The organism is Thioprofundum lithotrophicum, assembly GCF_055387065.1.
The window spans coordinates 584,974-610,460 of sequence record NZ_AP042379.1; the positions used below are offsets into that span (position 1 = coordinate 584,974).

Sequence of the window (25,487 nt, forward strand, 5' to 3'; positions counted from 1 at the left end):
TCACCGCGGGGAGGATCATGCCATGAACGTCTCTCCGGATCTGCCCCATCTCTATACGCTTGGCGTCTCCCTGGCGCTGGGGCTGCTCATCGGTCTGGAGCGGGGCTGGGAGACGCGGGAACGGGGCGAAGGCCGGCGCATCGCCGGCCTGCGCACCTATGGCCTCATCGGCCTGCTGGGCGGGGTCTGCGCGCTGCTCGCCGACAGGCTCGGCGCGGCGGTGCTCGGCTTCGGCTTCCTCGGGCTGGCGGCGTTGCTGGTGCCGGCCTGGTACCGGCGGTTCCGGATCTCCGGTGATCTTGGCACCACCAGCCTGGTGGCGGCCCTGCTGACCTTCGGCTTCGGCGCGCTGGCGGTCATGGAACACCTGTTCCTGGCCACCGCCGCGGCCGTGGTCACGGCCCTGCTGCTGGATCTGAAGCCGCAACTGCACGCCTGGCTGCGCAAGCTCACCCCCCAGGAACTCAATGCGTCCTTCGAGCTGCTGCTCATCTCGGTCGTGCTGCTGCCCATCCTGCCCAACCAGGGCTACGGCCCCTGGCAGGCGCTCAACCCCTACGCCATCTGGTGGATGGTGGTGCTGATCACCGGCATCGGCTTCGTCGGCTACTTCGCCATGAAGATCGGCGGGGCCCGCCATGGGGCCGTGCTCACCGGCGTCACCGGCGGACTGGTCTCCTCCACCGCGGTGACCCTGACCCTGTCGCGCTTCGCCCGGGAACAGCCCGCCCACCGGGCGGCCATGGCCAGCGGCATCCTCGCCGCCTGCGGCACCATGTTTCCCCGTATCCTGCTGCTGGCCACCGTCATCAATCCGGCCCTGTTCGCCCCCCTGGCGGCGCCCATCACCGTGGCCACCGTCATCATCTACGTGGCGGCCTGGGGGCTGTGGCGGGGCGCGGGGACGCAGCCCGGCCATGAACCGCCGCCGCTGAGCAACCCGTTCCAGATCGGCATGGCGATCCGCTTCAGCCTGCTGCTGGCGGCCATCCTGCTGCTCTCGGAAGCCCTGCGCGAGTGGCTGGGCGATGCCGGCCTCTATCTGCTGGCCGCCATCTCCGGCCTGACCGACGTGGACGCCATCACCCTCTCCGTCTCCCGTCTCGGCACCCAGGATCTGCCCTTGCACGTGGCGGTGCTGGCCATCTTCATCGCCGCGGCCAGCAATTCGATCGTCAAGAGCCTGCTGGCCCTGTACGTGGGCGGCCCGCGCCTGGGCTGGCAGGTGGGACTGCCCCAACTGCTCGCCATCACCCTGGGAGGGCTGGCGGCCTTCTGGCTCGGCAGTTGAAATCCCCCGATGCCGGCTCCATCTCGTTTCCGGGATGGCAGTTGAGAATTCCGGGGCAAGGGGCATTGACTTCGTCCCGACCACGCCCTTGAGGTCGGGGGTACGTTCCGTGACACGCCGTGAATACTTCCCTGTAGGCTCGACGGCCGCATCCCTGCGGCCGACGGTCACGGAACGTACCCCCGACCTCAAGGGCTCTGTGCCAAACCCGCACAATTGGCCAGCAACCCGGAACCGCCATTTCGCCGCAGGAGAATCAGAACGCAACAGCCTTTCAAGCATCACGGGGAAACATGAAATTCAGGGATTATTATGAAATCCTGGGGGTGTCGCGTGACGCCACCCAGGACGAGATCAAGCGTGCCTATCGCAAGCTGGCGCGCAAGTACCATCCGGACGTGAGCACCGAAGCCGATGCCGAGGCCAAGTTCAAGGAACTGGGCGAGGCCTACGAAGTGCTCAAGGATCCGGAAAAGCGCGCGGCCTACGATCAGTTCGGCGAGAACTGGAAACACGGCCAGGACTTCACCCCGCCGCCGGGCTGGGATGCCGGCTTCGAGTTCTCCGGGGGCGGCTTCACCGGGGCCGAGGCGGAACAGTTCAGCGATTTCTTCGAAAGCCTGTTCGGCGGGGGCGGTTTCCATCGCGCCGGCGCCGGCGGGCGCCGTTCGGGCTGGCGCATGAAAGGCGAGGATCACCACGCCAAGATCCTCATCGATCTGGAAGACGCCTACCACGGCACCGAGAAGTCCCTGACCCTGAAGGTGCCGGAGGTGGACGAATCGGGCCATGTGGTGACCCGCACCAAGACCCTGCACGTGAAGATCCCCAAGGGCATCACCCGCGGCAAGCGCATCCGCCTGCGCGGCCAGGGCGCGCCGGGCATCGGCGGCGGCGAGGCGGGCGATCTCTATCTGGAGGTGGACTTCAAGCCCCATCCCTTCTACCGCATCGAGGGCAGGGATCTGTACCTGGATCTGCCGGTTACGCCCTGGGAGGCGGCGCTCGGCGCCACCGTCAAGGTGCCCACGCCGGGGGGCATCGTGGATCTGAAGATCCCGCCCGGCTCGCAGAGCGGACGCAAGCTGCGCCTCAAGGGCCGCGGCCTGCCCGGCAATCCGCCCGGCGACGAATACGTGGTGCTGAAAATCGAGACGCCGGAGGCGAAGACCGACGAGCAGCGCCAGCTCTATGAGCGCATGGCCGAAGCGATGCCCTTCAACCCCCGCAGCCGGCTGGGAGTGTGACGATGAAGACGCCCTGTGACGAGATCATGGACATCCTGGACGAGGAATTCGAATTCACCCTCGGGGAACTGTGCCGGGCCAGCGCCACGCCCGCCGAGGTGATCATGGAGATGGTGGAGGAAGGCCTGCTCGAACCCCGGGGCCCGACCCCGCCCGAGTGGCGCTTCAGCGGGCCGGCCCTGCGCCGGGTGCAGGTGGCCCTGCATCTGCAACGGGATCTGCATGTGAACCTGGCCGGCGCGGCGCTGGTGCTGGATCTACTGGACGAGATCGCCCGCCTGCGGGAACGCCTGTCGCGGCTGGAATGACGGGGGCTCGAGGCGTTCGGCGGCGCCCGGCGCCGGGCGCCACAACAGCAGCACGGCATGCCCTTCGAGGGCATCCCAGGCCGGCGCGCTGATCAGCCGGGCACCGCACTGCAGCCACGCCTGCAGACGCGAGGGCAGCACCACGTCATCCACCGGCACCGGTGCGACCTGGCGCAACGGCACCCGCGGCCGGGCCCGTTCCCGGAACCCGTCCTGGCGCAGGGCATGAACGAGAGTCTGCACATAGCGATCCCCGCCGGCCAGCGGCAGGCGCAGCCGCACCAGCATGCCCGCGGCCGCCGCGTGGGGCGCGTCCAGCCACTCCAGAAAGCGCTGCAGCACCCGGGAGGCGGAGACGCCGGCCAGGGTGCAGGGACCGTCCACTTCCAGGCAGTAGCCATCCGGCGGCAGCAGGGCCGCGATATCGAACTCTTCGTCCAGCGCCCGGGGCAGGGATGCTCCCGCCAGCGCCGGCACGCGCCGAAAGGCCACGGTGGCCTGGGGCTGGCCGCTCAGCGCGTCCTCCAGCAGCAGATGCCGGAACCCCGCCGCCCGCAGACCGGGATGCCAGTCGGGGATCCGGTGCGCCATCGCGGAACGCTCCCGCAGGCGCAGGCAGGCAGCGCGATCGACCGGGCGCCGGGCCTCCCGCACCGTGGTGCGCCGTTGCGTTCGGTAATGATGTTCCTGTTTCATCAGCCTCTCCTCCACTGTCGTGCGCCGGTGGCCACGGGCAGCACGGCCGGCGCCTCTTCGGTGATGCCGCCGCCCGCCGCCTCGTCGGGCCGCATGGCGGCATAGATTTCGATCAGCCGCTCGGCCATGCGCGGGGCCGCCCACTCGCGCGCATAACGGCGACCACTGTCGGCCAGCTGGCGGCGCAGGCGGTTGTCCGCCAGGACCCGCTCCACCTTGCGGGCGAAGTCCGCCACGTCGTCACAAGCGATGCGGCAACCCTGCCCTTCCCGCAGCACGTCGCGGGTGCCCATCTCGGCCAGGGCCACCACCGGCAGGCCGGCGGCCATGGCCTCCAGCAGCACCAGGCCCTGGGTTTCGGTCTTCGAGGCGAACACGAACACGTCGGCCGCCTGGTAGCAGTCGGTCAGATCCCGCTCCCGATCCAGGTAGCCGAGAAACCGCACGTGCGCCGACAATCCTTCGGCGGCTACCCGCCGGGTCAGGTGCCGGCGCATGGGCCCTTCGCCGGCCATCAGGAACAGCACCCGGGGAATGCGCCGCCGCACCCGGGCCAGCACGTCGAGCAGGAAGTCCAGGTTCTTCTCGAAGGCCATGCGGCTGACGGTGAGCATCACGGGCCGATCCGGATCGATGCCCAGACGCCGCCGGAAGGCATGGCCGTCGCCCCGGCCGAAGCGTTCCAGGGGAATGCCGGTGGGCAGCACCGACAGGGGCGCCTCGACCCCGTAATCCCGCAGCACGTCGGCCATCGCCCGTGAGGGCACGATCACCCGATCCATCTGGTTGCACTGGCGGCGACTGATCCGCCGGGCCAGGGCCCGGGTGACGGCGGCCGGCACCAGGGGCAGGTAATGATGCAGATATTCCTCGAAGAAGGTGTGATAGGTGGCAAGCACCGGCACGCCCAGCGCGTCGGCCAGGTGGCGTCCCGCCCCGTGGGCCACGAAGGGGGTCTGCACGTGCACCCGATCCACGGCCTGCCCACGCAGCCACGGCAGCAGCCGGTCAATGGCCCAGCGGGACATGAAGCGATCTTCCGGATCGAAGGGCACCCGGCGCGCCGGAACCCGGATCAGGGCGTCCTCCGCTTCGCGGATCACCGCACGCCGGCCCCGGTAGTCGGGCACCACCAGGGTGAGGCGATGGCCCATCGCCAGCAGCGCCTCGCGAAAGGTCTCGATGGAGGTGGAAACGCCATTGACCCGGGGAAAGAAGACATCGGAAACCATCAGCACGTGCATGACAGGCGCCTTCAGAAGACCAGCACCAGGCCGGCCAGGGCGGCACCGAGGGCGGCGCCCGCCAGCACGTCGCTGGGGTAATGCAGCCCCAGCACCAGGCGCGAGAGCGCCACGCAGACGGCGAAGGGCACCGTGAGCCAGAACAGCCCGGGCAGGCTGGCGACGGCAACCAGGCTGAAGGCCGTGGCATGCAGGGTGTGCCCGGAAGGGAAGCTGTACTGATCGAGGGGCGGCATGCCGGGGGCGATCTGGTGACTGCGGGTGAAGGGCCGGGGCCGGGCAGTCCGGGCCTTGATCCACTTGTAGGCCAGCAGCCCCAACGCGCCCGTGACGGCCATGCGCAGGCTCACGGTCCAGGCCCCCGGGCCATACACGAAGGGGATGGCCAGGATCAGGGCATACCACCAGAGACCATCGCCCAGACGGCTCACCAGGGCGAAGAAGCGCCGCACCGGCCAGGCCCGGCACAGGCGGTTGCAGGCCCGGGTGATCTGCAGGTCCTGCAGACTGATCCATTCGATGAAGGGGGTTTGCGGATGCAGGCGTTGCATGGCGTCCTCCTCAGGCGGCATCCCGGCGGGGGGCGGTGGCGGAGGGCGCGAGACCGCCGAGCGCCGCTTGGCGATCGGACCAGTGCAGCAGCTCGAGGCGCCCGTCGACATGCTCCACCAGGGCGGTGCAGTTCTCCACCCAGTCGCCGGTGTTGGCGTAGAGCACCCCGCCGATGTGGCGCACACCGGGGTGGTGGATGTGGCCGCAGATCACGCCGTCGTAGCCACGGCTGCCGGCATCGTGGGCCACCAGATCCTCGAACTTCTCGATGTGGCGGCGGGCGTTGGGCACCTTGCGCTTGAGGAAAGCGGCCAGCGACCAGTGTCCGAACCCGAAACGCCGCCGCCAGGCGTGCACGTGCCGGTTCAGATACATGAGCAGGTCGTAGAGAAAGTTGCCCACCACATGCTGCAGACGGCCGCAGGCCATGAGGGCGTCGTAGCGATCGCCATGCACGATCCACAGGCGGCGGCCATCGGCGGTCACGTGCTCGGCCTCGCTCACCAGCCCCAGGCCGGCCAGGGCCCCGGTGTCGCGGCGCAGAGGGGCATCGTGGTTGCCCACCACGTACACCAGCCGGGTGCCGGCCTGCAGCTTGTCCAGCAGCAGGGTGACCACCCGCGTATGGGCCGCCGACCAGAAGGCCGAGCGCTGCAGCGCCCACAGATCGAGGATGTCGCCCACCAGGTAGATCACCTCCGCCTCCACCGTGGCGAGAAATTCGCCCAGGTCATCGGCCCGGCTGCCGGCATAGCCCAGGTGCACGTCCGACAGCCACAGGGCCCGGTAGTGGCGGGGCGGAAGCGAAGGGCAGGCGGGGCGGCGGTTTTCCATGGCATCAGCCTGCCCGCGGCGCATGACAGGACGAGGACGGGACGGTGAAAGGTTCATGACAGGGCCACCGCCGGCAGCACGCTCTCGAGCAGCCGCTCGAAGCGGATCACGATGCGCTGCCAGTCCAGATCGGCCGTGCCGAGCCGGGCCTGCGCGCGCACCCCGGCCAGATCGTCCAGGCCGCGGGCGGCCAGGGCCACGGCGGCTTCGAGGAAGGCGGCGCGGTCGCCGAACGGCACGACAAAGCCGTTCTCGCCATTGCGGATGTGCCGGTGAGCGGCGGCATAATCGAAGGCCAGTACCGCCAGGCCCGAGGCCAGGGCCTCGAGCACCACGTTGCCGAAGGTCTCGGTGAGGCTGGGAAACAGGAACAGATCCGCACTGGCGAAATGGGCCGCCAGATCCTCGCCGGTGCGGGCGCCGGCGAAATGCAGCCAGGGGTGGCGCCGCTGCAGCGCGGCCCGCAACGGCCCGTCGCCCACCACCACCGCGCGCAGATCCGGCACCGCCCGGCGCATGGCCTGCACCGCGGCGACGAACAGTTCCAGGTTCTTCTCGGGCGCGACGCGGCCCACGCAGAGCGCCACCGGATCCGCCGGCCCGGCCCCCCACTTCACGCGCAGCGCCGGATCGCGCCGCCGGGGGTCGAACAGCCTGGCGTCCACGCCCCGCGGCAGCACGGCAAGCCGGCCGAAGCCCTCGGCCTCGAGCCGGCGGCACAGATCGGCGTCGGGCACCAGGGTCAGCGCCGTGCGGCGGTGGAAGCGGCGCAGCCAGGCCATCACCAGCGGTTGCAGGAACCCGATCCGGTAATGGCGCGCATACTGCTGAAACTGGGTGTGGAAACCGCTGAGCACGGGGATCCCCCGGCGGCGCGCCGCCGTCAGCGCCGAGGCCCCGAGCGGCCCTTCGGTGGCCACGTAGAGCACATCGGGCCGGTACTGGTCGAAGTGCCGGCCCAGCCGGCGGCGGGCCGGCAGGCCGAAGCGCAATTCCGCATAGCCCGGAATCGGCAGGGAGGGCACCGCCAGCGCCGCCTCCCCTTCCCCGCCGCCCGCCAGGCGGGGGCGAATCACCGCCACCTCATGGCCGCGTGCGCACAGGCCGCCGACCAGCCGCTGCAGGGTCATGGCCACGCCGTTGATCTCCGGCGCATAGGTTTCGGTGACCAGGGCGATGCGCAGCACCCGGGCGGGCGGAGCGAGATCGTGGCGGATGTCCATGCGCGCCGAGTCTGGGCACCCCTGATGACAGCCACATCACGGTTGCATGACGCTTTCGTGACCTGAGCGGGATTGCCACCCCCATCGCAGGTCGTCTCCAGACAGCGAAACCGGCGAAACGCGTCATCCTGAAATGCCGGCTCCGCTGCGCTTGAGCCGGCCTACCGACTGGGCTGTGATATTCTGCCTTCATCGAATCCAGACCCAAGGGAATCCGTCCGTCATGTTGCGCCGAATCCGCCTGCTGCTGTGCCTGCTCGCCCTCCTGCCCCTTGCCACCGCCGCGGCCGAGACGCTGAAGATCGCCGGCAGCGCCTGGCCGCCCTACGTGGACGCCACCCGCGCCGACAAGGGCGTGGCCATGGATCTGGTGCGCCACGTCTTCACCCGGGCCGGTTACGACACCGAAGCGTATATCGCCAGCTGGCCGCGGACCCTCGAAGGCGCCAGCATCGGCGTGGTGGATGTGATCGCCGCCGCCTGGAAGACCCCCGAACGGGCGCAGACCCTGCACTTCACCGATCCCTACTTCACCAACGTGATCCGTTTCGTCAAGCGCAAGGACGCGCCGATCCGCTTTCGCAACTACGGGGATCTCAAAGGACTGCTGATCGCGCAGGTGAACGGCTACGCCTACGGCCCGGAATTCGACACCGCCACAGGGTTCATGCGGGTGCCGGTCAACCACGTGGCGCAGGGCCTCATGCTGCTCGAGCGCAAGCGGATCGATCTGCTCATCGGCGACGAATGGGTGATTCGCAACGAACTGATCCAGTACCTGCCCCATGCCATTCGCCAGTACGAATTCCTCACCCCTTCCGTAGCCCGGCGCACCCTGCACGTGGCCATCAGCCGGGAGAATCCCCGGCATGCGAAGATCGTGGCCGACTTCAACCACGCCCTCAAGGCCATGCGCGCCGACGGCAGTTACGATCGGCTCATCGAAGGCTATCGCAAGGAATTGGTTGCCCTCACCGAAGCGCCGCTTTGACGGCGGGCGTGGAGGCAACGAGACATCGAGGGCTCGCGGCGAGGGCGCCGCGCCTACAGTTCATTGCGTTTCCGTAGGCGCGGTGCAAGCCGCGGCATTCAGGGAGGCGGCTGGTACCAGCCCGGCGGCGGTGGAGCGTAGCCGTATGGCCCCCAGCCCGGATAAGGGGGCGGCGCGGACCAGCGGGGCGACGGGGGCGGCCAGCCGTAGGCCGGCGCGGGGCGTCCCCAGGCCGGCGGGGGCGCCCCGCGCGGGGGAATGTCGGACGGGAGGGTGGCCGTGTCGTGGCCGGAGGACGGGGTTTCGACACCGTTCACCGGCGGCGTTGCCGGAACGTAACCGGGGTTTGCGGCAGCCGGCGGCATGCCGGCCACCGGCGCGGGAGATGAGGCCTGCCAGGGGGTAGGCGATGCCGCCATCTGGGAAGGGGTTTCCGGCCCGCTTGCCGGTGGGGTTCCCGGCGAGGCATCTGCCGTCACCCCGGTTCCGGCCGTCTCGCCCCGCTCGTGCCACCCGTAGATACCGGCGATGGTGAGCGCCAGCAATACCACGCCGGCGACGAGCGTGCGGGTGAGACGGCGCGGGGTGATCTCCGGCATCTCCTCCGGCCGGGGCATCACGCCCATGTCATGCAGCTTCGCCTGCAGTTCGGCCTGGCGCTGCTGCTCCGCCGTTTTCTCGTGCGCTTCCTTGCCGTCTTCGGGTTTTTCTTGCGCTTCGCTCATCGTGCTGCCTCCTCTTGCACGCCGCCTGGCTGTTCCTCACTGGCAGGCGGTGTTTCGGTCTCGGTCTTGGCCTTCTCCTCCCCCGCGGACAGTGGGGGCTCGCCCGTTTCCCCGGAGGGGCGGGTGAAGCGATCGTTCAGCGCCTGGATCTGCCGATCCGCAGCGGCGATGATCCGCTCCAGCCGCCGCCGGGCGCGCCGGCTCCAGCCCACCGGACGCGGCCGGAACACGCTGTGCCACCAGCGGGTGTTGCGGGCAAAGGCCCGCGCCAGTTGCTCGGCCTCTTCGGGCGAGGCGGCCGCCTGGCGCAGATGGCGCAGCACGCTGGCCGCAGCCCAGCGCCGGGCCAGGCCGTGCACGCCCAGAATGAGGAACAGCAACAGCCCCCCGCCGGTGATCCAGGCAAGCGGCTCGTCCCGGTACGGCATGAGCGCGGAGGGGAGGCGCAGGCCGTCCTGCCACCCGCCAAGGGCCATGCCGCCGCCACCCAGCAGCGCGAACACCAGTAGCCAGAGAAAGCCGTCTCGCCAGAGGGTCGCCCGCAGCCAGCGATCACGGAGCTGCTGCAGGCGTGGCACCTTCACCTCCAGCAGATCCCGCGCCCGTTTCTCCAGGCTGTCGATGATCCGGTAGGCCCGCTCCACCCGCACGTCGGCCATGCGGGCATGAACGGCGGCCCGATCCTGTTCGGCCTTGCGGGCATAGCGTGCCTGCAGGGCCGGATCGGCGATGGGCACGGCCGCGTCCGGATCGTAGAGCGTGTAGAAACGGCCCGCGGTGAGGCCTTCCTGGGCCAGGGCCCGCTGCCAGGCGCCCACCACGTCTTCGGGGTTGTCTTCTCCCGCGGTGGTGTCGATCTGGTTGAGAATGTAGAGAAACTTGCTCGAATCGTGACGATGGATGGTGCCGCCCACCAGGTGCCGGAGGGTGTCCTGCATGGCGCCCGGCTCGGGATGCCGGGCATCGAAGAAGACCAGCACCAGATCCGAGAGATCGATGATGTAGTCGGTCAGGCGCAGGATGGCCGTGCGCTGGGAGTCGGCATCGAAGCCGGGCGAGTCGATGAGGATCTGGCCCTTGAGCCGCTCGTGGTTGCCGGTCTTGAGCTGCAGGTAGGCATCCACCCGCGCACCTTCCCCCGGGGCGACCTTCTCCAGCTCTTCGCTGATCTGGTAGAAGGGAAAGCGCGGATCCGCATCCAGTGCCACACCCGGCAGCACCCGGGGCTCGCTTTCCGGCGAATAGCAGATCACCGTGAACTTGTCGTCCACCGCCTGGTTGCCGGTGGCCTGCAGGGCCTGTTCGAGATACTGATTGATGAAGGTGGACTTGCCGGCCGAGAAAGTGCCGAGCACGGCGATCAGCGGCCACCAGGGGATCTGGGCGGCGTAGGATTGATCCCGTGGCAGCAGGCCCAGCTTCCAGGCCACCCGATCGAGCTGGCGAAAATGCCGCACGGCATCGACCAGCAGGGGATTCTCCTCACGCAGATGCTGCTCGAGCTGGCGCAGGCGCAAACGCAATTCCGGGTTCTTTGCAAACATGGGTCTCGATCTCCGGGCGGGACGGAAAACTCACCAGGGCATGAAACTGTTCATGAACGACATGGGCCGCGACACGCTCTGGTTCATGATCGACATGTCGTAGCGCATCTGGTTGATGGACGCGTTCATGCCGCGCACGTTGAAGGCCATGTCGGCCATGGTCCGGTTCTGGGCATCCATGGTCTGGGCGATGATCACCATGTTCTGCGAGATGGTTTCCATCTGCCGGCTCATGGTGATCATCTGCTCGCTGATGGCATGGGCATCCTGGCTGAGGCTGTAGATCAGAAAGAAGCCGTAGCCGGCCAGGATGATGAACGCGAACAGGGAGGGATAGACGATCATCTCCCAGCGCCGGGCGCTGACCATGAAGGCGGTGGACAGGCGTTCCAGTTGCCGGACGCCGCAATCCTCCGTGTGGGGACAGTCTTCCGGCAGCCCGCTGAGGGGGGTGATGGCAGCGGCAGGATTCTTGGGTTTGCTCACGGCGGTTTTTCCTGATCAGGTGGAGGGATCCGGTTGGGTCTGGACCGGGGCGGCGCGCAGTTTTGCGGCCTTCTCGGGCGCCAGGCCTTCGATGAGCCGCAGCAGGTAACCGAGCTGTCGCGCGTCTCCCCGCGCCTGCAGACGCCGCGCGGCTTCGTAATAGGCTTCGCCGGCCTCGCTCCAGCGGCCCTGGGCGTAGTACACGTTGCCCAGCTCGCCCCAGACGTCCGGATCGGCCGGGTCCCGGTCCAGCAGTGCCTGGTAGGCTTGCACGGCCGCCGGCAGATCGCCGACCCAGTAGGCGCGACGGGCCCGATCGAGCAGCGTGGCCTCCACGCTGGCCGCCGTGCCATCCGGCGTTTCGGCCGCCTGCAGGCGGGGTTGCGCGGATTCGGCGGTCGGCGCCGATTCGGCCGACGTTTCTTCCGCCAGGGCCACGATGCTCGCGGGCGCGGGACCGGCTTCGGGGGCGTCCGCCTGGGGGGCTGCCGGCGCGGAAGTCTCCGACTCCACCCGAGTGGCGCCTGCCTCGTCAGCGCCCTCGGCCGCCGCGGCGTGCTCGGCGAGGGGCGCCTTCTCCGTCGGCGGGAAAGCCGCTTCCGCCGTTGCCGGTTCGGCGGCGGCAGACGGGCTCGCCGTCTCTGCCACCGCCGCAGCTTCACCGGCCGTCGCCGTTGGGGCTTGGCCGACCCGGCTGTCTTGTGCCGCCTGTGGCTGGTCGGCAACCTCGCCGAAACGGGTTTCGAGCTGTCCGATTGCCGCGTCCAGCTCCGGCTTCAGGTCATCGCGATAGACCCAGGCCGCGGCCAGGGCGGTCACCAGCAGCAACAGCAGGCTGTAGCTCAGCAGGGTGCGAATGATGTACATGTCGTCTGTCCTCGATAGTGACTGCCGTGATCAGGCGGCGGCGCGCCGGCGCCGGCCCGGACGGTATTCGGGATAGAGGGTGCCGGCAAAGTCGTGAAACTCTGCCGCGGCCTTGCTGCGCGGCGCCAGCTCGAACACGGCCAGGCCCTCGCTCAGGGAGCGGCGGTAGAGCGTGCGCTGGCAAAGCCGCTTGTCCAGCACCGTGATGCCTTCGAGCAAACCGAGCGCCTCCTGCGTTTCGTCCGACTCGCGCACGGCACGATGGGTATCGGCGCGGTTGACGAAGGCCTGCACGGGCGGCCGTGCCCGGCCGGCCAGGGCCTCGTCGATGATCGACAGGAAACGCTGGGTGGCCCACACGTCGGGCTGGCTCGGCGGCACCGGAATCAGGATCCGATCCGCCACCGTGAGCGCATCACGCATCCCGGGCATGTTGGCTGCGCCCACGTCCACCAGCACTTCCCCCGGGTGATAGGCGAGCTGTTCGGGCAGCGCCGTGTCCTGCTGGTAGACCTGCAGCGGCGGGGTGTAGCCCTCTTCCTGCCGCACCGCACCCACGTCGGCCAGGGTGCACTGGGGATCGAGATCGTAGGTCACCACCGGCCGGGCGCAGGACTGCAGCCACAAGGCCAGGTTGAAGACCACGGTGCTCTTGCCCGAACCGCCCTTGAGATTGGCCACGACGGTAATCATGCCTTGCGCCTCCTCACCGCCCCGGCGCCGCGGCCGGTGGCGTCAGCAGCCGATAGCCGGCCGGAATGCGAAACAGCGCCGGATCCTGGTGGCCGACGCGGATGTGCTTCAGCTCGCGCACGAACCCGCCGGGCAACTCTTCCCGGATGGCGATATGCAGCTGCGGATCGTGCCATTGCCAGGAGATCCGGCTCTGACCGTCGGGGCGGGTCTGGCGCACCTCCCACTTCTCCACCTTGCGCCCGTCGAGGGTTTCGCTGCCCACCAGACGCATTTCCACCAGACTGCCGTCGGGAAACAGCTGACGCACGGGAAAGCGTTTCTCCACATCGATCCAGTGCAGGCTGCGTACTTCGCGGCCGTTGGCCTGAGCCACGAACTCCCATTTCTCGGCCGCGCGACCGTTGACCGTCTCCTTGCCGAGCAGGTGACAGGTCACGCCGGGCACGCCCTGGCAGGGATTGGTGCCCGGCGGCGCCGGCGCCTGCCGCTGGGGCAGCGGCGCACCGCCACCGGGCTGGATCAGGTATTCCTTGCGGGCCGGGTTGATCAGCACCCGCTCCCCTTCCCGGACGATCTCGACGAAACGCTGACCGTCCATCTCGTATTCGCTGCGCACGGCATCCGCGCCCACGTGAATGCGGGCCTGCATGGGGGGCCGATCCGGCGTGCGCTGGATCGCATCGGCCGAAAACTGGATGATTCCATCGGCGGCCTGGGCGCCCGGCACCAGCAGCCATCCGACCAGCAGCACGAGACTGCACCATGGGGTCGATGGTTTCATTCCGAAATCTCTCCTTCCACTATCCAACTGGCGCTGGCGGCGCCGGTAACGGGAGATGCACATCCCTGTGCCTTCTCCCCTAGCACGGGAGGCGTTACTTCTTGCCACCCTGGTTCTGCGGCTGGGCGGGCGGCGGCGCACCATAGCCGTAGCCCGGATAGGCGCCATAGGCCGGCGGCGGGGGCGGCGGCGGATAGCCGTAGCCCGGACCATAGTAGGGCCCATAGCCATAGCCGGGTCCCCAGTAGCCGGGACCGTAGCCGTAATAGCCCGGATAGCCGTAGCCATTGCCGTAACCGCTGCCGCGGCCACTGATGTTGAACGACATGTTGCCGTCACCCCAGCCGTTGCCCCAGCCGTCCCAGGGGCCACCGCCCCACCAGGCATTGGCCGAGGAGATCGGCAGAGCAATGGCACCTGCGAGCGCCAGCGCGCCCAGGGCTTTCTTCATCTTGCTCATGGTCTTTTCCTTCCGTTTCGTTGACGTCTTGACTCACAACATGGCATGACCATGTCACCTGCTCCCTGAAGGGTTTCCGGAGCCGAACGCAGGGAGCCACGTCCGATCCCGTCTTGCCCGTGTCCCGCCCCAAACGGCGAAGACCGTGCCCGTTGCCGCAATCGCTACCAGTACCCTGGCCAGTACCCGGGCAGCATGCCCGGTGCAACCCAGGGTCCGGCGGGGCCGGCCAGCCCCGGCAGGTAGAGGCCACCCAGATAGGGATCGGCGGCCAGCGCCGGGGTCGGGGTTGGCAGCAGCAGCGGATCCAGCGGATCACCGGCGGCACCGGGCAGCGGGCCCACCGGCGGCGGATAGTTGTAATAGGCGGGGCGGAAGAATTCGGCCTTGCCGCTGCCCTGCCGGCCGGCCACGCGCTGGACGTAGTCGCCGCCCGTCCAGGGATTGGCGCTGTCCACCCCCCGCGGCAGGGGGGTGGGCCGGGCCGGGCGATAGCCGTCACGGCGGGCGAAACCGTAGGGCGAGAAATGCCGCCCCTTGGTGCTCCAGCCCGTCTCGTTGCTGGTGCGGCGCCAGATCCGGTCTTCCGAATAGCAGCAGGTGGGCGAACCATTGCCGCTGGCGTAGACCGGCTCCTGCGGGATCGGCTCCGGCCATTCGGCCGCCGCCGCGGTCAGGGCCGCCGCGAGCCCGGCAGCGGTGATCACGATGCGCGGATGTGCCTTCATCTGTTCAATCTCCCGTTCCGGTTTTCCGAATGCCTCAGCGACGCGGCCCCCAGGGCGCAGGCGGTTGACGATAACCGCCACCCGGCTGCGCCCATTCGGGCCGCTGGGGTGGCATGGGTCGCTGGCCCGGCTGCGCCCACTCGGGCCGTTGAGGCGGCATGGGCCGCTGGCCCGGCTGCGCCCACTCGGGCCGCTGGGACGGCATGGGCCGCTGGCCCGGCTGCGCCCACTCGGGCCGTTGGGGCGGCATGGGCCGCTGGCCCGGCTGCGCCCACTCGGGCCGCTGGGGCGGCATGGGCCGCTGGCCCGGCTGCGCCCACCCAGGCCGTTGGGGCGGCATGGGGCGCTGGCCCGGCTGCGCCCACTCGGGCCGCTGGGGCGGCATGGGCCGCTGGCCCGGCTGCGCCCACCCAGGCCGTTGGGGCGGCATGGGCCGCGGGGCCGCCTGTCCGGCCCATGCGGGGTGCTGCGGCGATTGCACGCGGTAGGGACCGGGAGGCGGCGGGACATGGCTGCCCGCTCCTGCAGCGGGATTGTCGGCAGCCGCGGCCAGGCCGGAGGCCAGTGCCAGAAGGACCAGCGCGAGGAAGCCGGCAGGTGCGCTGCCCGGCAGGGATTTGCGGCGGAATGGTTTCATGGAAGGATGCCTCTCGGTTGGTTCAGTCGGTCTTGATCCGGATCCCGCGGCGCTTCTTCTTGCCGGCGGGTTTCCGGGCGGGGTTGTCGGTGACTCTCGCCACGGTCTTCTTCTTCGCCCGCTTGCGGGGCGTCTTCTTGCGCACGGGTTTCGATTCGGCTTCGGCTTTCTTCTTCGCCGCGCCCGGTTGCTTTACCGCAGCCGTTTCTGCCTGCGCCGGCGTTTCGGTGCTGCTGCCTGCCGGGGAAGACGGCGGGGTCTGGGGCCCAGGCGCCGAAGGCGGCGTGTCCCCGCCGCCCGACGAAGGCGGGGGCGAGGGCGGTGGAGAACGGAAGCGGCCCAGCCAGCCCTGCACGAGGGAGGAGAGCAGCAGCCAGATCCCGCGCACGATGTAGAAAAGCCACATCAGGGCACCGATCACGCGTCGGTAGATCCGCATCCACAGGGGCATGGACGGGGCCGGCTCGGCACCACGCTCGCAGGTTCCGTTGGCACAGGTGTCGTCGGCGGGCGGCTCGACGGCATGCCCGTCGGCCGCGGCCAGGCGATAGAACCGGTTGCGGGCGCTGATGCAGCCCAGCGGCACCACCACCAGGGTGAGAATGGTGGCCACGCCGGTGCCGAACAGCAGGCTCACCGCCATGCCTTCGAAGATGGGATCGGTGATGATGGCCGCGGCGCCGGCCATGAGGGTCAGGGCGGTGATGAAGATCGGCCGCATGCGTACCTGGCCGGCGGCAATCACGGCATCACGTATGGGTTGTCCCTTCTCCACCTCCACCTTGACGAACTCCACCAGCAGGATGGAATTGCGCACGATGATCCCGGCCAGGGCGATGAAGCCGATCATGGAGGTGGCGGTGAATTCGGCGCCGAGCAGCCAGTGGCCGGGGATGATCCCGATCAGGGTCAGCGGAATGGGCGCCATGATCAGGCCCGCAAGGGCGAAGTTGCGGAACTCCCAGACGATGAGGCCGTAGATGAGCACCAGCGCGGCCATGAAGGCGATGCCCATGTCACGGAAGGTTTCGTAGGTCACGGTCCACTCGCCGGTCCATTCGATGTCGGAACGGCTGTCGTCGGCGGGCGGGCCGATGAGCCCGTCGGGCATGCCGGAGAAGGTCACGCCATCGGGCGCCGTGTAATTCTTCAGACGATCCTCCACCTCGAACATGCCGTAGATGGGCGCGCCCAGACGGCCTTCCATCTCGCCGGTGACGTATTCGATGGGTCGCAGATCCTTGTGATAGATGACGGGATCTTCCCATTCCGGCACGAACCGCCCGAGCTCGGCCAGGGGCACCTGGGTGCCGGCGGCCGAGGGAATCGGCAGGCTGCCGAGCCGGTCGAGCCGGGCGCGGATGGGCAGCGGCACCTGGATGACGATATAGGTGGGCTCGCGCACCACGCCGCGCTTGACATCGCCCAGCCGGTGGCCGCCAAGGGCCATGCTCAGGTTGCGGTTGATGGTGTCCACGGTGATGCCGCGCCGGGTGGCCTTGTCCATGTCCACCTCGAACCGCCAGTACTGGTAGGGCATGGCCATGTAGTTGTCCACGTCGACGATGTTCGGCGCATCCCGGAACATGGCGGTGAGATCCCGCGCCACCTGGCGGCGGGTGTCGGCGGTGGGGCCGTAGACCTCGGCCACCACGGTCTGCAGCACCGGCGGCCCCGGCGGCATCTCCACCACCTGAATGCTGCGCACCCCTAGCCGTTCGGCCAGCGGCGTGAGGCGGTGACGGGCATCCACGGCAATGGCGTGACTGCCCCGCTCGCGATCGTTCTTGTTGAGCAGCATCACCTGGATGTCGGCCTGCCAGGGGTGCTGGCGCAGGTAGTAGTGCCGCACCATGCCATTGAAATTGAACGGCGAGGCGGTGCCCACGTAACTCTGCAGGGCAGTCACTTCCGGTATCTTGCGCAGCTCCTCCACCAGTTGTCGGGTGACGTTGGCGGTGACCGGCAGGGCCGTGCCCTCGGGCAGGTTGACCACCACGTTGAACTCGGGCTTGTTGTCGAAGGGCAGCATCTTCACCGCCACCGCGGTGGTATAGAACATCAGGCAGGAGAGGATCGTCGCGGCAATCAGGCCGAACAGGAACAGGAGGCCCAGTTTGCGGTTGGTGCACAGGGGCAACATGCACGGCCGGTAGAAACGGCCGATCCGCTCGCGCACCCGGGCCTCGCGTTCCTCGGCCTTCTGCAGGGCGCCCAGGCGGGGCCGCACCCGCAGCGCCATCCAGGGCGCGAACACGAAGGCGGCGATCAGGGAGAAGAACATGGCCGAGGAACCGAGCACCGGGATCGGCCGCATGTAGGGCCCCATCATCCCGGAGACGAAGCCCATGGGCAGCATGGCGGAGATGATGGTGAGGGTGGCCAGCACCGTGGGGTTGCCCACCTCGCGCACCGCATCGATGGCGATGCCCATGCTGGTCTTTCCCGCCTCGAGCCAGCGGCGGAAGATGTTCTCCACCACCACCGTGGCGTCGTCCACCAGGATGCCGATGGCGAAGACCAGGGCGAACAGGCTCACGCGATCGATGGTGTAGTCGAGCACCCAGGCCGACCAGACGGTGACCAAGATCACGATGGGGATGATGATGATCACCACCGAAGCGGCGCGCAGGCCGAGACCGATGAGGCAGAGGATGCTCACCGCCACCGCCGCCTCGAACAGGGCTTCGAGGAGTTCGTTGACCTTCTGGTTGGCGGTGGCCCCGTAGTTGCGGGTGATCTCCACGTGCACGTTGTCGGGGATCAGGCGGCCCTTGAGGGAATCGAGCTTGTCGAGGATGGCGTTGGCCACGGTCACGCCGTTGCTGCCGATCTTCTTGGCCACGGCCACGGTCACTGCCGGTGCCCCACTGACGTGGGTGGTGGCCGCCGTGCCGCTGAACTGGTTGACCATGTGACGGGTCTCTTCCGGTGCCAGAAAGACCCGCGCCACATCGCGCACGTAGATCGGCATGCCCTGGCGCACGCCCACCACCAGCCGCGCCACGTCTTCGGCGTTGTGGATGAAACGTCCCGTCTGCACGCGGAACACCCTGTCGCCGCTTTCCACCTGGCCGGCAGGCTGCTCGGCGTTGGCCGCGCGGATGGTGGCGGCGATCTGCGCCGCCGCGATGCCGTAACCGGCCAGGCGTTCGGGCAGGATTTCCACCCGGATCTGCTCGGCCCGCCCACCGACCACGAAGCCCTTGCCGGTGTTGGGCACTTCCTCGAGATGCTGCAGGACATCGAGCCCCAGGGTGCGCAGCGTGGCATCGTCCACGTCTTCCGACCACAGGGTGAGGGTGACGACCGGCACATCGTCGATGCCGATGGGCTTCACCAGGGGACGCGACACGTCGGGCGGAATGCGATCCAGGTTCGACTGGATCTTGTCATGCACCTTGACGATGGACGGCCCCAGTTCTTCGCCCACCTTGAACTGCACGGTCACGAGGCTGGATCCGCGCTGGGTGGCCGAATAGACGTGGCGGACCCCGGGGATCTCGCTCATGAGCAGCTCCAGGGGCTCGGTGACTAGGCTTGAGACCTGCTCGGCGGAGGCGCCGGGATACTGCAGGAATATGTCCACCATCGGCACGGAAATCTTGGGATCCTCCTGCCGGGGCGTGAAAAACAGGCCCAGCATGCCGATGGCCAGAAAGGCCATCATCAGCAGGGGCGTGACCGGCGAATTGATGAACTGGCTGGCCAGGCGGCCGGCGATGCCGAGATCCGCCGGCTTGCCGGGCGTGGTGTCGGTGGCGTCTTCGGCCTTGGAGGGGATTTGGCTGCTCACGTCGTCTCGTCCTGCCCGATTCGCACGCTTCAGAAACGGCCCGCGGGTCGCGGCACCCAGTTGGAGTTCATGCCCGGCGGGGGGCTGGCGAGAATGCGTTCGCCGGCGCGCAGGCCGGAGAGCACCGCCACCAGATCGGTGCCCAGTTTCTGCCCCAGGCGCACCAGCCGCAGGGAAGGCTTGCCGCTGTCATCGACGGCGAACACGGCGGGCAGACTGCCACGCCAAACGATGGCCGTGGACGGCACCACGGGGACGTTCGTCTCGGGCACGCTGCCGTCGGGGATCGCCACTTCGGCATACATGCCCGGCCCGCCCGGTACGCCCTGGGGCAGATCCAGTTTCACGGTAACCGTGTGCCGCAGGGCATCGGCCACGGGGAAGATCTGGGCCACCCGGGCGTTGACCTCGAGATCGCCCACGTCGAGCGTGGCGGGCAGAATCATGTCCTGATGCAGGCCGGGCATGAGCCGGGCCGGCACGTCGAGCCGGATCTGCAAATCGTTGGTATCGGCGTACTTGAGCAGCGGCTGGCCGGGCTGCACCGTGTCGCCGACTTCCACCAGTTTCTTGAGGATCACGCCGTCGAAGGGCGCGATGGAACGGGTATCGATGAGCCTGGCGTCGATCTCGTCGATCTTCGCGCGCATGGCCATGACCTGGCTGCTGGCCTGGCCCACGCGGCTGCCGCGGGAATAGAGATCCACCTGCCGTTCGATCCAGGGATTGCCGTAACGCCAGGCACGCCAGGTATCGTTGTAACCCCCGCCCCCACCGAAGAATCGCTCGAACATGGAGGGAAACAGGCCCATGCTGGCGCTGCGCCGGGGCTCGAAATAGCGGGCCAGCTTCTCCCCCGGCGCCCAGAACTCGCGGGCGTACTGGAGGCGGGCATCGGTATAGCCGTAAGTGGTGGCCTGCAACTGGGCGAGGATCTGGCGCCGCCTGGCCAGCAGGTCATCGTCGTCCAGCGCCACCAGCACCTGGTTGATGCGGAAGCGATCCCCCTCCTCGCCGGCGATGAACTGCACGCGGCCCGGCAACTGGGCGGTGAGGGTCACCTCCCGATAGGGGATCACCGTGCCCCCGATGACCACCTCGGCGCCAAGCGGTCGGCTGACGACGGTGATGACGCCCCCCGGTCCGCTCGGCAGACCATAGTGCCGGTTCTGCGGGTTCGGCGGTGCGAATCCATACGGATTGGCCGTCGAGCGACCCATCTGGGCCCCACGCTGCGTCTCGTTCCCTGTCCATCCACGGCCGTAGGGCGTATCGGCGAATGCGGCCGGCCCCGTCTGGGCCGCCAGCAGCAAGGCGCCGAAGGCAGCGCCGCGGAGGCGAATCGAGCCGAGTCTCATCATCATGCCTGCTGTCCTTCCTGCACGGTTGGGGACATATGCCGGGGAAAGGCGGATGCCGTCTGCGAAGGCGCGGCTATTGCACGCGCCCCATGACGGCGAAGCTCTTGATGAAGGGGCCGGCCATGCGCGGATCCTTGATCATCGCGGCATAGTCGCCCTGCTTGAACTTGAGCTTGCGGGCGGTGTAGGCCATGCCCAGGCCGACCATGCCCGGCGGTTTCTGAGCCCACTTCTGCCAGTCGGCCAGACTGGCCCGCAGATCCCAGTTGAGGGGCTGGCCGTCATAGGTGCCGGCCTCGGTCACCTGGCCGTTCTCGACCTTGACGTAGCCCCGCGGGGCCTCTTCGTCGTCGAAGCCGTAACCGATGGTGGAATTGAATCCGATCTGGGACAGGGCGCCGGCCAGCTCCGGCTCGGCGTTCCAGGCCTCCCGGAATCCGGCCATCCATTCGGCGGAAAACATCTCGGACATGGTCTCTCCCCTTGCTAGGTCTTGTGTTTTTTTTCAGGATGCCCAGGGCCAAAACCCTGCGTGGCATGACCAGAACAGGGGCAAGTGCCGTGCCAGAATGCAAGTTATTGTTTTATCGTGATTTATTGTTGAAGTGTTGCACAACGAATACCGGCATTCGTCGTACGTTTATAATCAGTTTATTTGAATATATTCAATTACTTATACATAATCGCGACCGTTGCAACCTGTTGCGCAACATCCGCACAGCTGCAACACTGTGAACCCGTTCACGATTCTTCGGCGCAGCTCCCATGTCCGACTCCATCCAGTTCGCCCCCCTGCTCGAAGCCGTGGTTTCCTACATCGACGAAGGCGTGATCATCGCCGACCCCCGCGGCCACGTGATTTACCAGAACCCCGCCGCGGGCTGGCTGCTCGGGCTGCCCGGCAACGAACCGGTGGAACGGCTCAACGACATCGGCCGCTTCAACCTGCAGCGGGCCCTGTTGCGCGCCGCCATCGATGCGGGCGAAGTGGACGCCGCCGGCATGCCCAGCGGCAACTTCGTCAGTTTCGAGGAATGTCTGCGGATCGGCGACGAGCGCCGCTATCTGGAATTCCACAGCGGACTGGTGAACAACCCCGGCACCCGGGAGCGCCTGCGTCTGATCCTGATCCGGGATCGCACCGAACAGCGTCGGCTGGAAGCGGTATTCGAATCCGGCAGCTCGGATTTCGAAACCCGGGATCCGCGCATGCTGGAGATCGTCAACCGCATCCAGCAAATCGCTGCCACCAATGCCTTCGTACTGCTGCAGGGCGAATCGGGCACCGGCAAGACCCAGCTGGCGCGGCTGCTGCACCGGGCCAGCGCGCGCGCCCGGCATGCCTTCGTGGAGGTCAATTGCGCCGCCATTCCCGAGTCTCTGCTGGAATCGGAGCTGTTCGGCCATGTGAAGGGCGCCTTCACCGGTGCCAGTCAGAACCGCAGCGGCCGGTTCCAGGCCGCCGATCACGGCACCCTGTTCCTCGACGAGGTGAGCGAGATCCCGTTGCACCTGCAGGCCAAGCTGCTGCGCGCCATTCAGGATCAGGAATTCGAACCGGTGGGTTCCGACAGGACCGTGAAGGTGGACGTGCGGATCATCGCCGCCGCCAACCGCAACCTGCGGGACATGGTGGACGCCGGCCAGTTTCGCGCCGATCTCTACTACCGGCTGGCAGTCATCCCGCTCACGGTCCCGGCCCTGCGCGACCGGCCCGGCGACATCCCCCTGCTGATCCGACACTTCATCCAGCGGCTCGCCAGCCGCGGCTATCCGACCGAGGCGGAAATCAGTCCCGAGGCCATGCGCATGCTCATGAACTATCCCTGGCCGGGCAACGTGCGAGAGCTGGAGAACGCCGTGGAACACGGCCTCATCTGCGCGGTGGACGGCGTGATCCGCCCCGAAAGCCTGCCCCAGGACATCTGCGAATATGCCGGCAACATGCCCGAGACCGCATCACGCGAAGAGTCGGACGAAAACCGGGAAATGCGCGAAGCCATCGAAGAGGCCCTGCAACGCGCCAACGGCAGCAAGGCCATGGCGGCCCGCATCCTGGGCGTGGATCGTTCCACCCTTTGGCGGCGGATGCAGCGGCTGGGCTTGTCGTAAATCGTCATAGCACCGCGTCCCGCAGGCGCGGCGCAAGCCATGATGGTGCGGGAGCGACGTTTTCCTGGCCTCAGGCCGTGGCCAGTTGCCGCTGGAGCAGTTGGAAGACCTCCTGACAGGCGGCCTGCAGGTGGGCCAGTTCGGTGGCGGCGGTGTCGTTGTCCGGATCACGGGCGATCCGTTCCAGGCGTTCGCAGATCGCCTGGACCGGCCGGGCGCCGAGGTTCTGGCTGCTGCCCTTGAGGGCGTGCGCCTCGAAGGCCAGGGTTTCCCGATCGCCTTCCGCCAGGGCCGCTTCCATCCGGGCCAGCCGTCGGGGCGTGTCGTGCAGCCAGGTTTCCAGCAGCGAGGCGTACTCCTCGCCCAAAAGGTCGCGCAATTGCTGCAGCACCTGGTTGTCGACGGCGCCGCTGGGCGCTTCGCCCAGCCAGGCATGCACGGTGCGCTTCAGCGTGGCCAGGTCCACCGGCTTGGTCAGCACCGCGTTCATGCCGGCGGCCAGGCAGCGCTCCCGTTCCGAGTCCAGCACGTCGGCGGTCACGGCCACCACGGGCAGGTCGGCCAGGCCCGGCTGGCGGCGCAGCCGCCGGGTGGTTTCGCAGCCGTCGATGCCCGGCATGTGCACGTCCATCATCACCAGATCGAAGCGCTCCCGGGCCAGCCGCTGCAACGCCGCTTCGCCCGAGGCCGCCACGGTCACCTCCAGTTCCAGGTTTTCCAGCATTCGTGCCAGCACCGTCTGGTTGAAGGCGTTGTCCTCCACCACCAGTACCCGCTTGCCGGCCACCCCTGCGGCGGGCAAAAGTTCCATTGCCGGCGCCTCGGCTTCGGGGGCAGGCGCGGCGTGCGGTTCGAGCGGCAGGGTGAAGGCGAAGCGGCTGCCCTCGCCGGGCGTCGACGCCACCGTGAGCTCGCCGCCCATGCGCTGCACCAGCTTGCGTGACAGGGCCAGCCCCAGGCCGGTGCCGCCAAAGCGGCGGGTGGTGGAGCTGTCCGCCTGCTCGAAGGCATTGAAAATCCGTTCCCGGGCTTCGGGGGCGATGCCGATGCCCGTATCTTCCACCTCGAAACGCAGGGCCGCCGTGCCTTCCCCGATGACCGTGCGCTGGACCCGCAGCAGCACGTGCCCCCGCTCCGTGAACTTGATGGCGTTGCTCATCAGGTTGATGAGCACCTGCAGCAGCCGGGTGCGATCGGCCACCAGGCGCTCCGGCAAATCCGGTGCCAGTTCCAGCAACAGCTCCCGCTCTCCGGGCCGCGCATCCGTGGCGAACATGGCGAACAGATCGTCGATCAGCGCCGGCAGGGAGAAGCGGGTATATTCCAGCGCCAGTTGGGGCGAATCGGCCCGGGACAGATCGAGAATGGCATTGAGGATGTTCAGGAGGTGACGGCCACAGGTGCGCGCCTTGGCCACGTAGTCCTGCTGTTCGGGTGCCAGTTCGGTCTGTTCCAGCAGTTCCAGCATGCCCAGCACGCCGTTCATGGGCGTGCGGATCTCGTGGCTCATGTTGGCCAGGAAGGCCGACTTGGCCCGGGCCAGGGAAAGCGCCTCGTCCCGCGCCCTGGCCTGTTCGCGGATATCGAAGGCCACGGCCAGCAGGCCGGAGACGGTATCGGTCCCGTCGTGCAGGGCGGTGAACGAAAGCAGGAAGGGTGCTTCCCCTTGCGCCGCCGGCAACCGCACTTCCAGCTCGGCCCGTCCCTGGCGGACCGCCTCGCCCAGGGCCCGTTCGATGGCCGCCCGGTCGGCCTCGGCGAACAGGCTCACCAGCGGGCGGTATTGCAGATCCCAGTCCTCGCGGGCCGTGATTTCGCCCACCTGGGGGTTGCACCAGTAGATCCGCCCTTCGGGGTCGAGCCGGAACACCATGCCGTTGATCGACTCGGCCACGACCCGGAACTCGTCCAGCAGGGCGTTGATCTTCTGCTCGTGCTCGCGCCGCTCGGTCACGTCGTAGAGATGACATTGCAGCCGCGTCTCGCCATCGATTTCGATGGGCCCGCCCAGCACGTCGAGGATGCGGATCTGGCCGGCGGCCCGGCGGGCCCGCAACTCCAGGTGCACCCGTTCCCGCTCCCGGAAGGTGTCGAGCAGGGCATCACGCTCTTCCTTGTCCGGAAACAGCCGCGCCAGCGGCATGTTCGCCAGTTCCCCCTCGCGATAACCGAAGTGCCGCTCTGCAGCCGGATTGGCCGAATGGATGACGGCCCGCGCCGGATCCACGACGATCTGCCGGGACAGGCTGTCCCGGAACAGGCGCCGGTAACGGCTTTCGCTCTCCCGCTGGCGGGCTTCCAGCAGCAGGGTGCGATCGAACTCGGTGGCCACCTTGGCCGCCATGACGATGTGGAACAGACTGTAGACCGCAATCACCAGCGCCAGAGGCTGACGATCGCCACCCCAGTACAGGATCAGCAGGAAGGTGGGCAGCAGGATCAGAAGCTGGTAGGTGACGCTCAGCCAGCGCACCGGCGCCATGGTCTGAACCGAGGTGGCGACGATGCCGGCCGAGCCCATGAACATGGCCAGGGTGGCCACGTCATAGACCTCTTCGGTCATCAGCCAGACGAACAACAGGCCCCAGACCGTGCCCTGCACGAGATAGAGAAAAAAGAAGGCGTGGCGCAGCCCCCGGGACGGCAGGCCGGGTGAGCGAACCAGCCGCCGCGACACCCATAAGCGGACCAGCGACAGCGCACCGAGCAGGCCCACCACGCTCAGGCGGCTGTCGCGCACCTCGGGTTCGGTCGCCACCACGGTCACCACCAGCCACACCAGCGGGTAGGAGAAAATTCCCACCAGCGAACGCCGGCCGAACTCGTGGAAGCGCCGGATCTCGATCGCCTCCCGCAGGCCCGCGCTGAGATCCGCGGAGTCGCTGTCGGCGCGCGTGCGGGTGGCCAT

Annotated in this window: 23 protein-coding genes; 6 read left to right on the top strand and 17 right to left on the bottom strand. The window is 68.2% G+C overall.

The annotated features are described in order from the left end of the window. Positions 1-22: 22 nt before the first annotated feature. The 3 genes from ACZ5BH_RS02715 (at position 23) to ACZ5BH_RS02725 (ending at position 2,846) form a co-directional block, all read left to right on the top strand. Positions 23-1,291, top strand: coding sequence for an MgtC/SapB family protein (locus ACZ5BH_RS02715; RefSeq protein ID WP_464890384.1), 1,269 nt, complete (start codon positions 23-25; stop codon positions 1,289-1,291). Positions 1,292-1,584: 293 nt separating this feature from the next. Further along, positions 1,585-2,538 carry a DnaJ C-terminal domain-containing protein gene (locus ACZ5BH_RS02720; RefSeq protein WP_464890385.1) on the top strand — a complete coding sequence of 318 codons (954 nt, stop codon included), beginning with the start codon at positions 1,585-1,587 and terminating at the stop codon, positions 2,536-2,538. 2 nt (positions 2,539-2,540) lie between these two features. Beyond that, entirely contained in the window at positions 2,541-2,846 is a 306-nt protein-coding gene (locus ACZ5BH_RS02725; protein WP_464890386.1) for a chaperone modulator CbpM, read from the top strand. Here the strand turns inward: ACZ5BH_RS02725 and ACZ5BH_RS02730 are convergent. Genes ACZ5BH_RS02730 through ACZ5BH_RS02750 form a run of 5 tightly spaced genes read right to left on the bottom strand, consistent with a single transcriptional unit; the run spans position 2,796 to position 7,395 of the window. Beyond that, the gene (locus ACZ5BH_RS02730) at positions 2,796-3,542 is read right to left on the bottom strand and encodes a hypothetical protein (protein ID WP_464890387.1); all 747 of its coding nucleotides are present in this window, start codon (positions 3,540-3,542) and stop codon (positions 2,796-2,798) included. The genes ACZ5BH_RS02725 and ACZ5BH_RS02730 overlap by 51 nt on opposite strands. After that, positions 3,542-4,786, bottom strand: coding sequence for a glycosyltransferase (locus tag ACZ5BH_RS02735; RefSeq protein WP_464890388.1), 1,245 nt, complete (start codon positions 4,784-4,786; stop codon positions 3,542-3,544). The genes ACZ5BH_RS02730 and ACZ5BH_RS02735 overlap by 1 nt, the downstream gene beginning before the upstream one ends. An 11-nt stretch (positions 4,787-4,797) precedes the next feature. Then, positions 4,798-5,337, bottom strand: a complete 540-nt coding sequence (locus ACZ5BH_RS02740; protein WP_464890389.1) for a phosphatase PAP2 family protein — start codon at positions 5,335-5,337, stop codon at positions 4,798-4,800. A 10-nt stretch (positions 5,338-5,347) separates the two neighbouring features. After that, the gene (locus ACZ5BH_RS02745) at positions 5,348-6,172 is read right to left on the bottom strand and encodes a UDP-2,3-diacylglucosamine diphosphatase (protein WP_464890390.1); all 825 of its coding nucleotides are present in this window, start codon (positions 6,170-6,172) and stop codon (positions 5,348-5,350) included. A 53-nt stretch (positions 6,173-6,225) separates the two neighbouring features. Continuing rightward, the gene (locus tag ACZ5BH_RS02750; protein ID WP_464890391.1) at positions 6,226-7,395 is read right to left on the bottom strand and encodes a glycosyltransferase family 4 protein; all 1,170 of its coding nucleotides are present in this window, start codon (positions 7,393-7,395) and stop codon (positions 6,226-6,228) included. Between the two features lie 223 nt (positions 7,396-7,618). Between ACZ5BH_RS02750 and ACZ5BH_RS02755 the strand changes: the two genes are divergently transcribed. Continuing rightward, positions 7,619-8,386 carry a substrate-binding periplasmic protein gene (locus tag ACZ5BH_RS02755; RefSeq protein WP_464890392.1) on the top strand — a complete coding sequence of 256 codons (768 nt, stop codon included), beginning with the start codon at positions 7,619-7,621 and terminating at the stop codon, positions 8,384-8,386. A gap of 98 nt (positions 8,387-8,484) precedes the next feature. Here ACZ5BH_RS02755 and ACZ5BH_RS02760 read toward each other — a convergent pair whose 3' ends face one another. From ACZ5BH_RS02760 to ACZ5BH_RS02795, 8 genes are all read right to left on the bottom strand, one after another. Further along, complete coding sequence (locus ACZ5BH_RS02760; protein ID WP_464890393.1) at positions 8,485-9,111, bottom strand: hypothetical protein; 627 nt, start codon at positions 9,109-9,111, stop codon at positions 8,485-8,487. Beyond that, positions 9,108-10,655, bottom strand: coding sequence for a dynamin family protein (locus tag ACZ5BH_RS02765; protein ID WP_464890394.1), 1,548 nt, complete (start codon positions 10,653-10,655; stop codon positions 9,108-9,110). Before ACZ5BH_RS02765 ends, ACZ5BH_RS02760 begins: the two co-directional genes overlap by 4 nt. Positions 10,656-10,685: 30 nt before the next feature. Further along, the gene (locus ACZ5BH_RS02770; protein WP_464890395.1) at positions 10,686-11,141 is read right to left on the bottom strand and encodes a hypothetical protein; all 456 of its coding nucleotides are present in this window, start codon (positions 11,139-11,141) and stop codon (positions 10,686-10,688) included. Positions 11,142-11,156: 15 nt separating this feature from the next. Beyond that, positions 11,157-12,008: a tetratricopeptide repeat protein gene (locus tag ACZ5BH_RS02775; RefSeq protein WP_464890396.1), complete on the bottom strand. Its 852-nt coding sequence runs from the start codon at positions 12,006-12,008 to the stop codon at positions 11,157-11,159. A gap of 30 nt (positions 12,009-12,038) precedes the next feature. Beyond that, on the bottom strand, positions 12,039-12,701 hold the full coding sequence (locus ACZ5BH_RS02780) for a nucleotide-binding protein (RefSeq protein WP_464890397.1): 663 nt from the start codon (positions 12,699-12,701) through the stop codon (positions 12,039-12,041). Positions 12,702-12,714: 13 nt separating this feature from the next. Continuing rightward, on the bottom strand, positions 12,715-13,485 hold the full coding sequence (locus ACZ5BH_RS02785; protein ID WP_464890398.1) for a hypothetical protein: 771 nt from the start codon (positions 13,483-13,485) through the stop codon (positions 12,715-12,717). 94 nt (positions 13,486-13,579) lie between these two features. Further along, positions 13,580-13,945, bottom strand: a complete 366-nt coding sequence (locus ACZ5BH_RS02790; protein WP_464890399.1) for a sulfur globule family protein — start codon at positions 13,943-13,945, stop codon at positions 13,580-13,582. A 164-nt stretch (positions 13,946-14,109) separates the two neighbouring features. Continuing rightward, the gene (locus ACZ5BH_RS02795; RefSeq protein WP_464890400.1) at positions 14,110-14,673 is read right to left on the bottom strand and encodes a hypothetical protein; all 564 of its coding nucleotides are present in this window, start codon (positions 14,671-14,673) and stop codon (positions 14,110-14,112) included. A gap of 158 nt (positions 14,674-14,831) precedes the next feature. Between ACZ5BH_RS02795 and ACZ5BH_RS02800 the strand changes: the two genes are divergently transcribed. Continuing rightward, positions 14,832-15,161, top strand: coding sequence for a hypothetical protein (locus ACZ5BH_RS02800; protein ID WP_464890401.1), 330 nt, complete (start codon positions 14,832-14,834; stop codon positions 15,159-15,161). 171 nt (positions 15,162-15,332) lie between these two features. Here the strand turns inward: ACZ5BH_RS02800 and ACZ5BH_RS02805 are convergent, their stop codons facing one another. The 3 genes from ACZ5BH_RS02805 to ACZ5BH_RS02815 form a co-directional block, all read right to left on the bottom strand. Next, on the bottom strand, positions 15,333-19,106 hold the full coding sequence (locus ACZ5BH_RS02805) for an efflux RND transporter permease subunit (RefSeq protein ID WP_464890402.1): 3,774 nt from the start codon (positions 19,104-19,106) through the stop codon (positions 15,333-15,335). A gap of 29 nt (positions 19,107-19,135) precedes the next feature. Beyond that, positions 19,136-20,470: an efflux RND transporter periplasmic adaptor subunit gene (locus ACZ5BH_RS02810; RefSeq protein ID WP_464890403.1), complete on the bottom strand. Its 1,335-nt coding sequence runs from the start codon at positions 20,468-20,470 to the stop codon at positions 19,136-19,138. A gap of 70 nt (positions 20,471-20,540) precedes the next feature. Further along, positions 20,541-20,939 (bottom strand): SCP-2 sterol transfer family protein, encoded by a 399-nt coding sequence (locus tag ACZ5BH_RS02815; RefSeq protein WP_464890404.1) that lies wholly within the window; start codon positions 20,937-20,939, stop codon positions 20,541-20,543. Between the two features lie 293 nt (positions 20,940-21,232). On the opposite strand from ACZ5BH_RS02815, the gene ACZ5BH_RS02820 reads away from it, so the two are divergent. Next, positions 21,233-22,579, top strand: a complete 1,347-nt coding sequence (locus ACZ5BH_RS02820; protein WP_464890405.1) for a sigma-54 interaction domain-containing protein — start codon at positions 21,233-21,235, stop codon at positions 22,577-22,579. Positions 22,580-22,649: 70 nt separating this feature from the next. On the opposite strand, the gene ACZ5BH_RS02825 is transcribed toward ACZ5BH_RS02820, so the two are convergent. Next, complete coding sequence (locus ACZ5BH_RS02825) at positions 22,650-25,487, bottom strand: PAS domain-containing hybrid sensor histidine kinase/response regulator (protein ID WP_464890406.1); 2,838 nt, start codon at positions 25,485-25,487, stop codon at positions 22,650-22,652.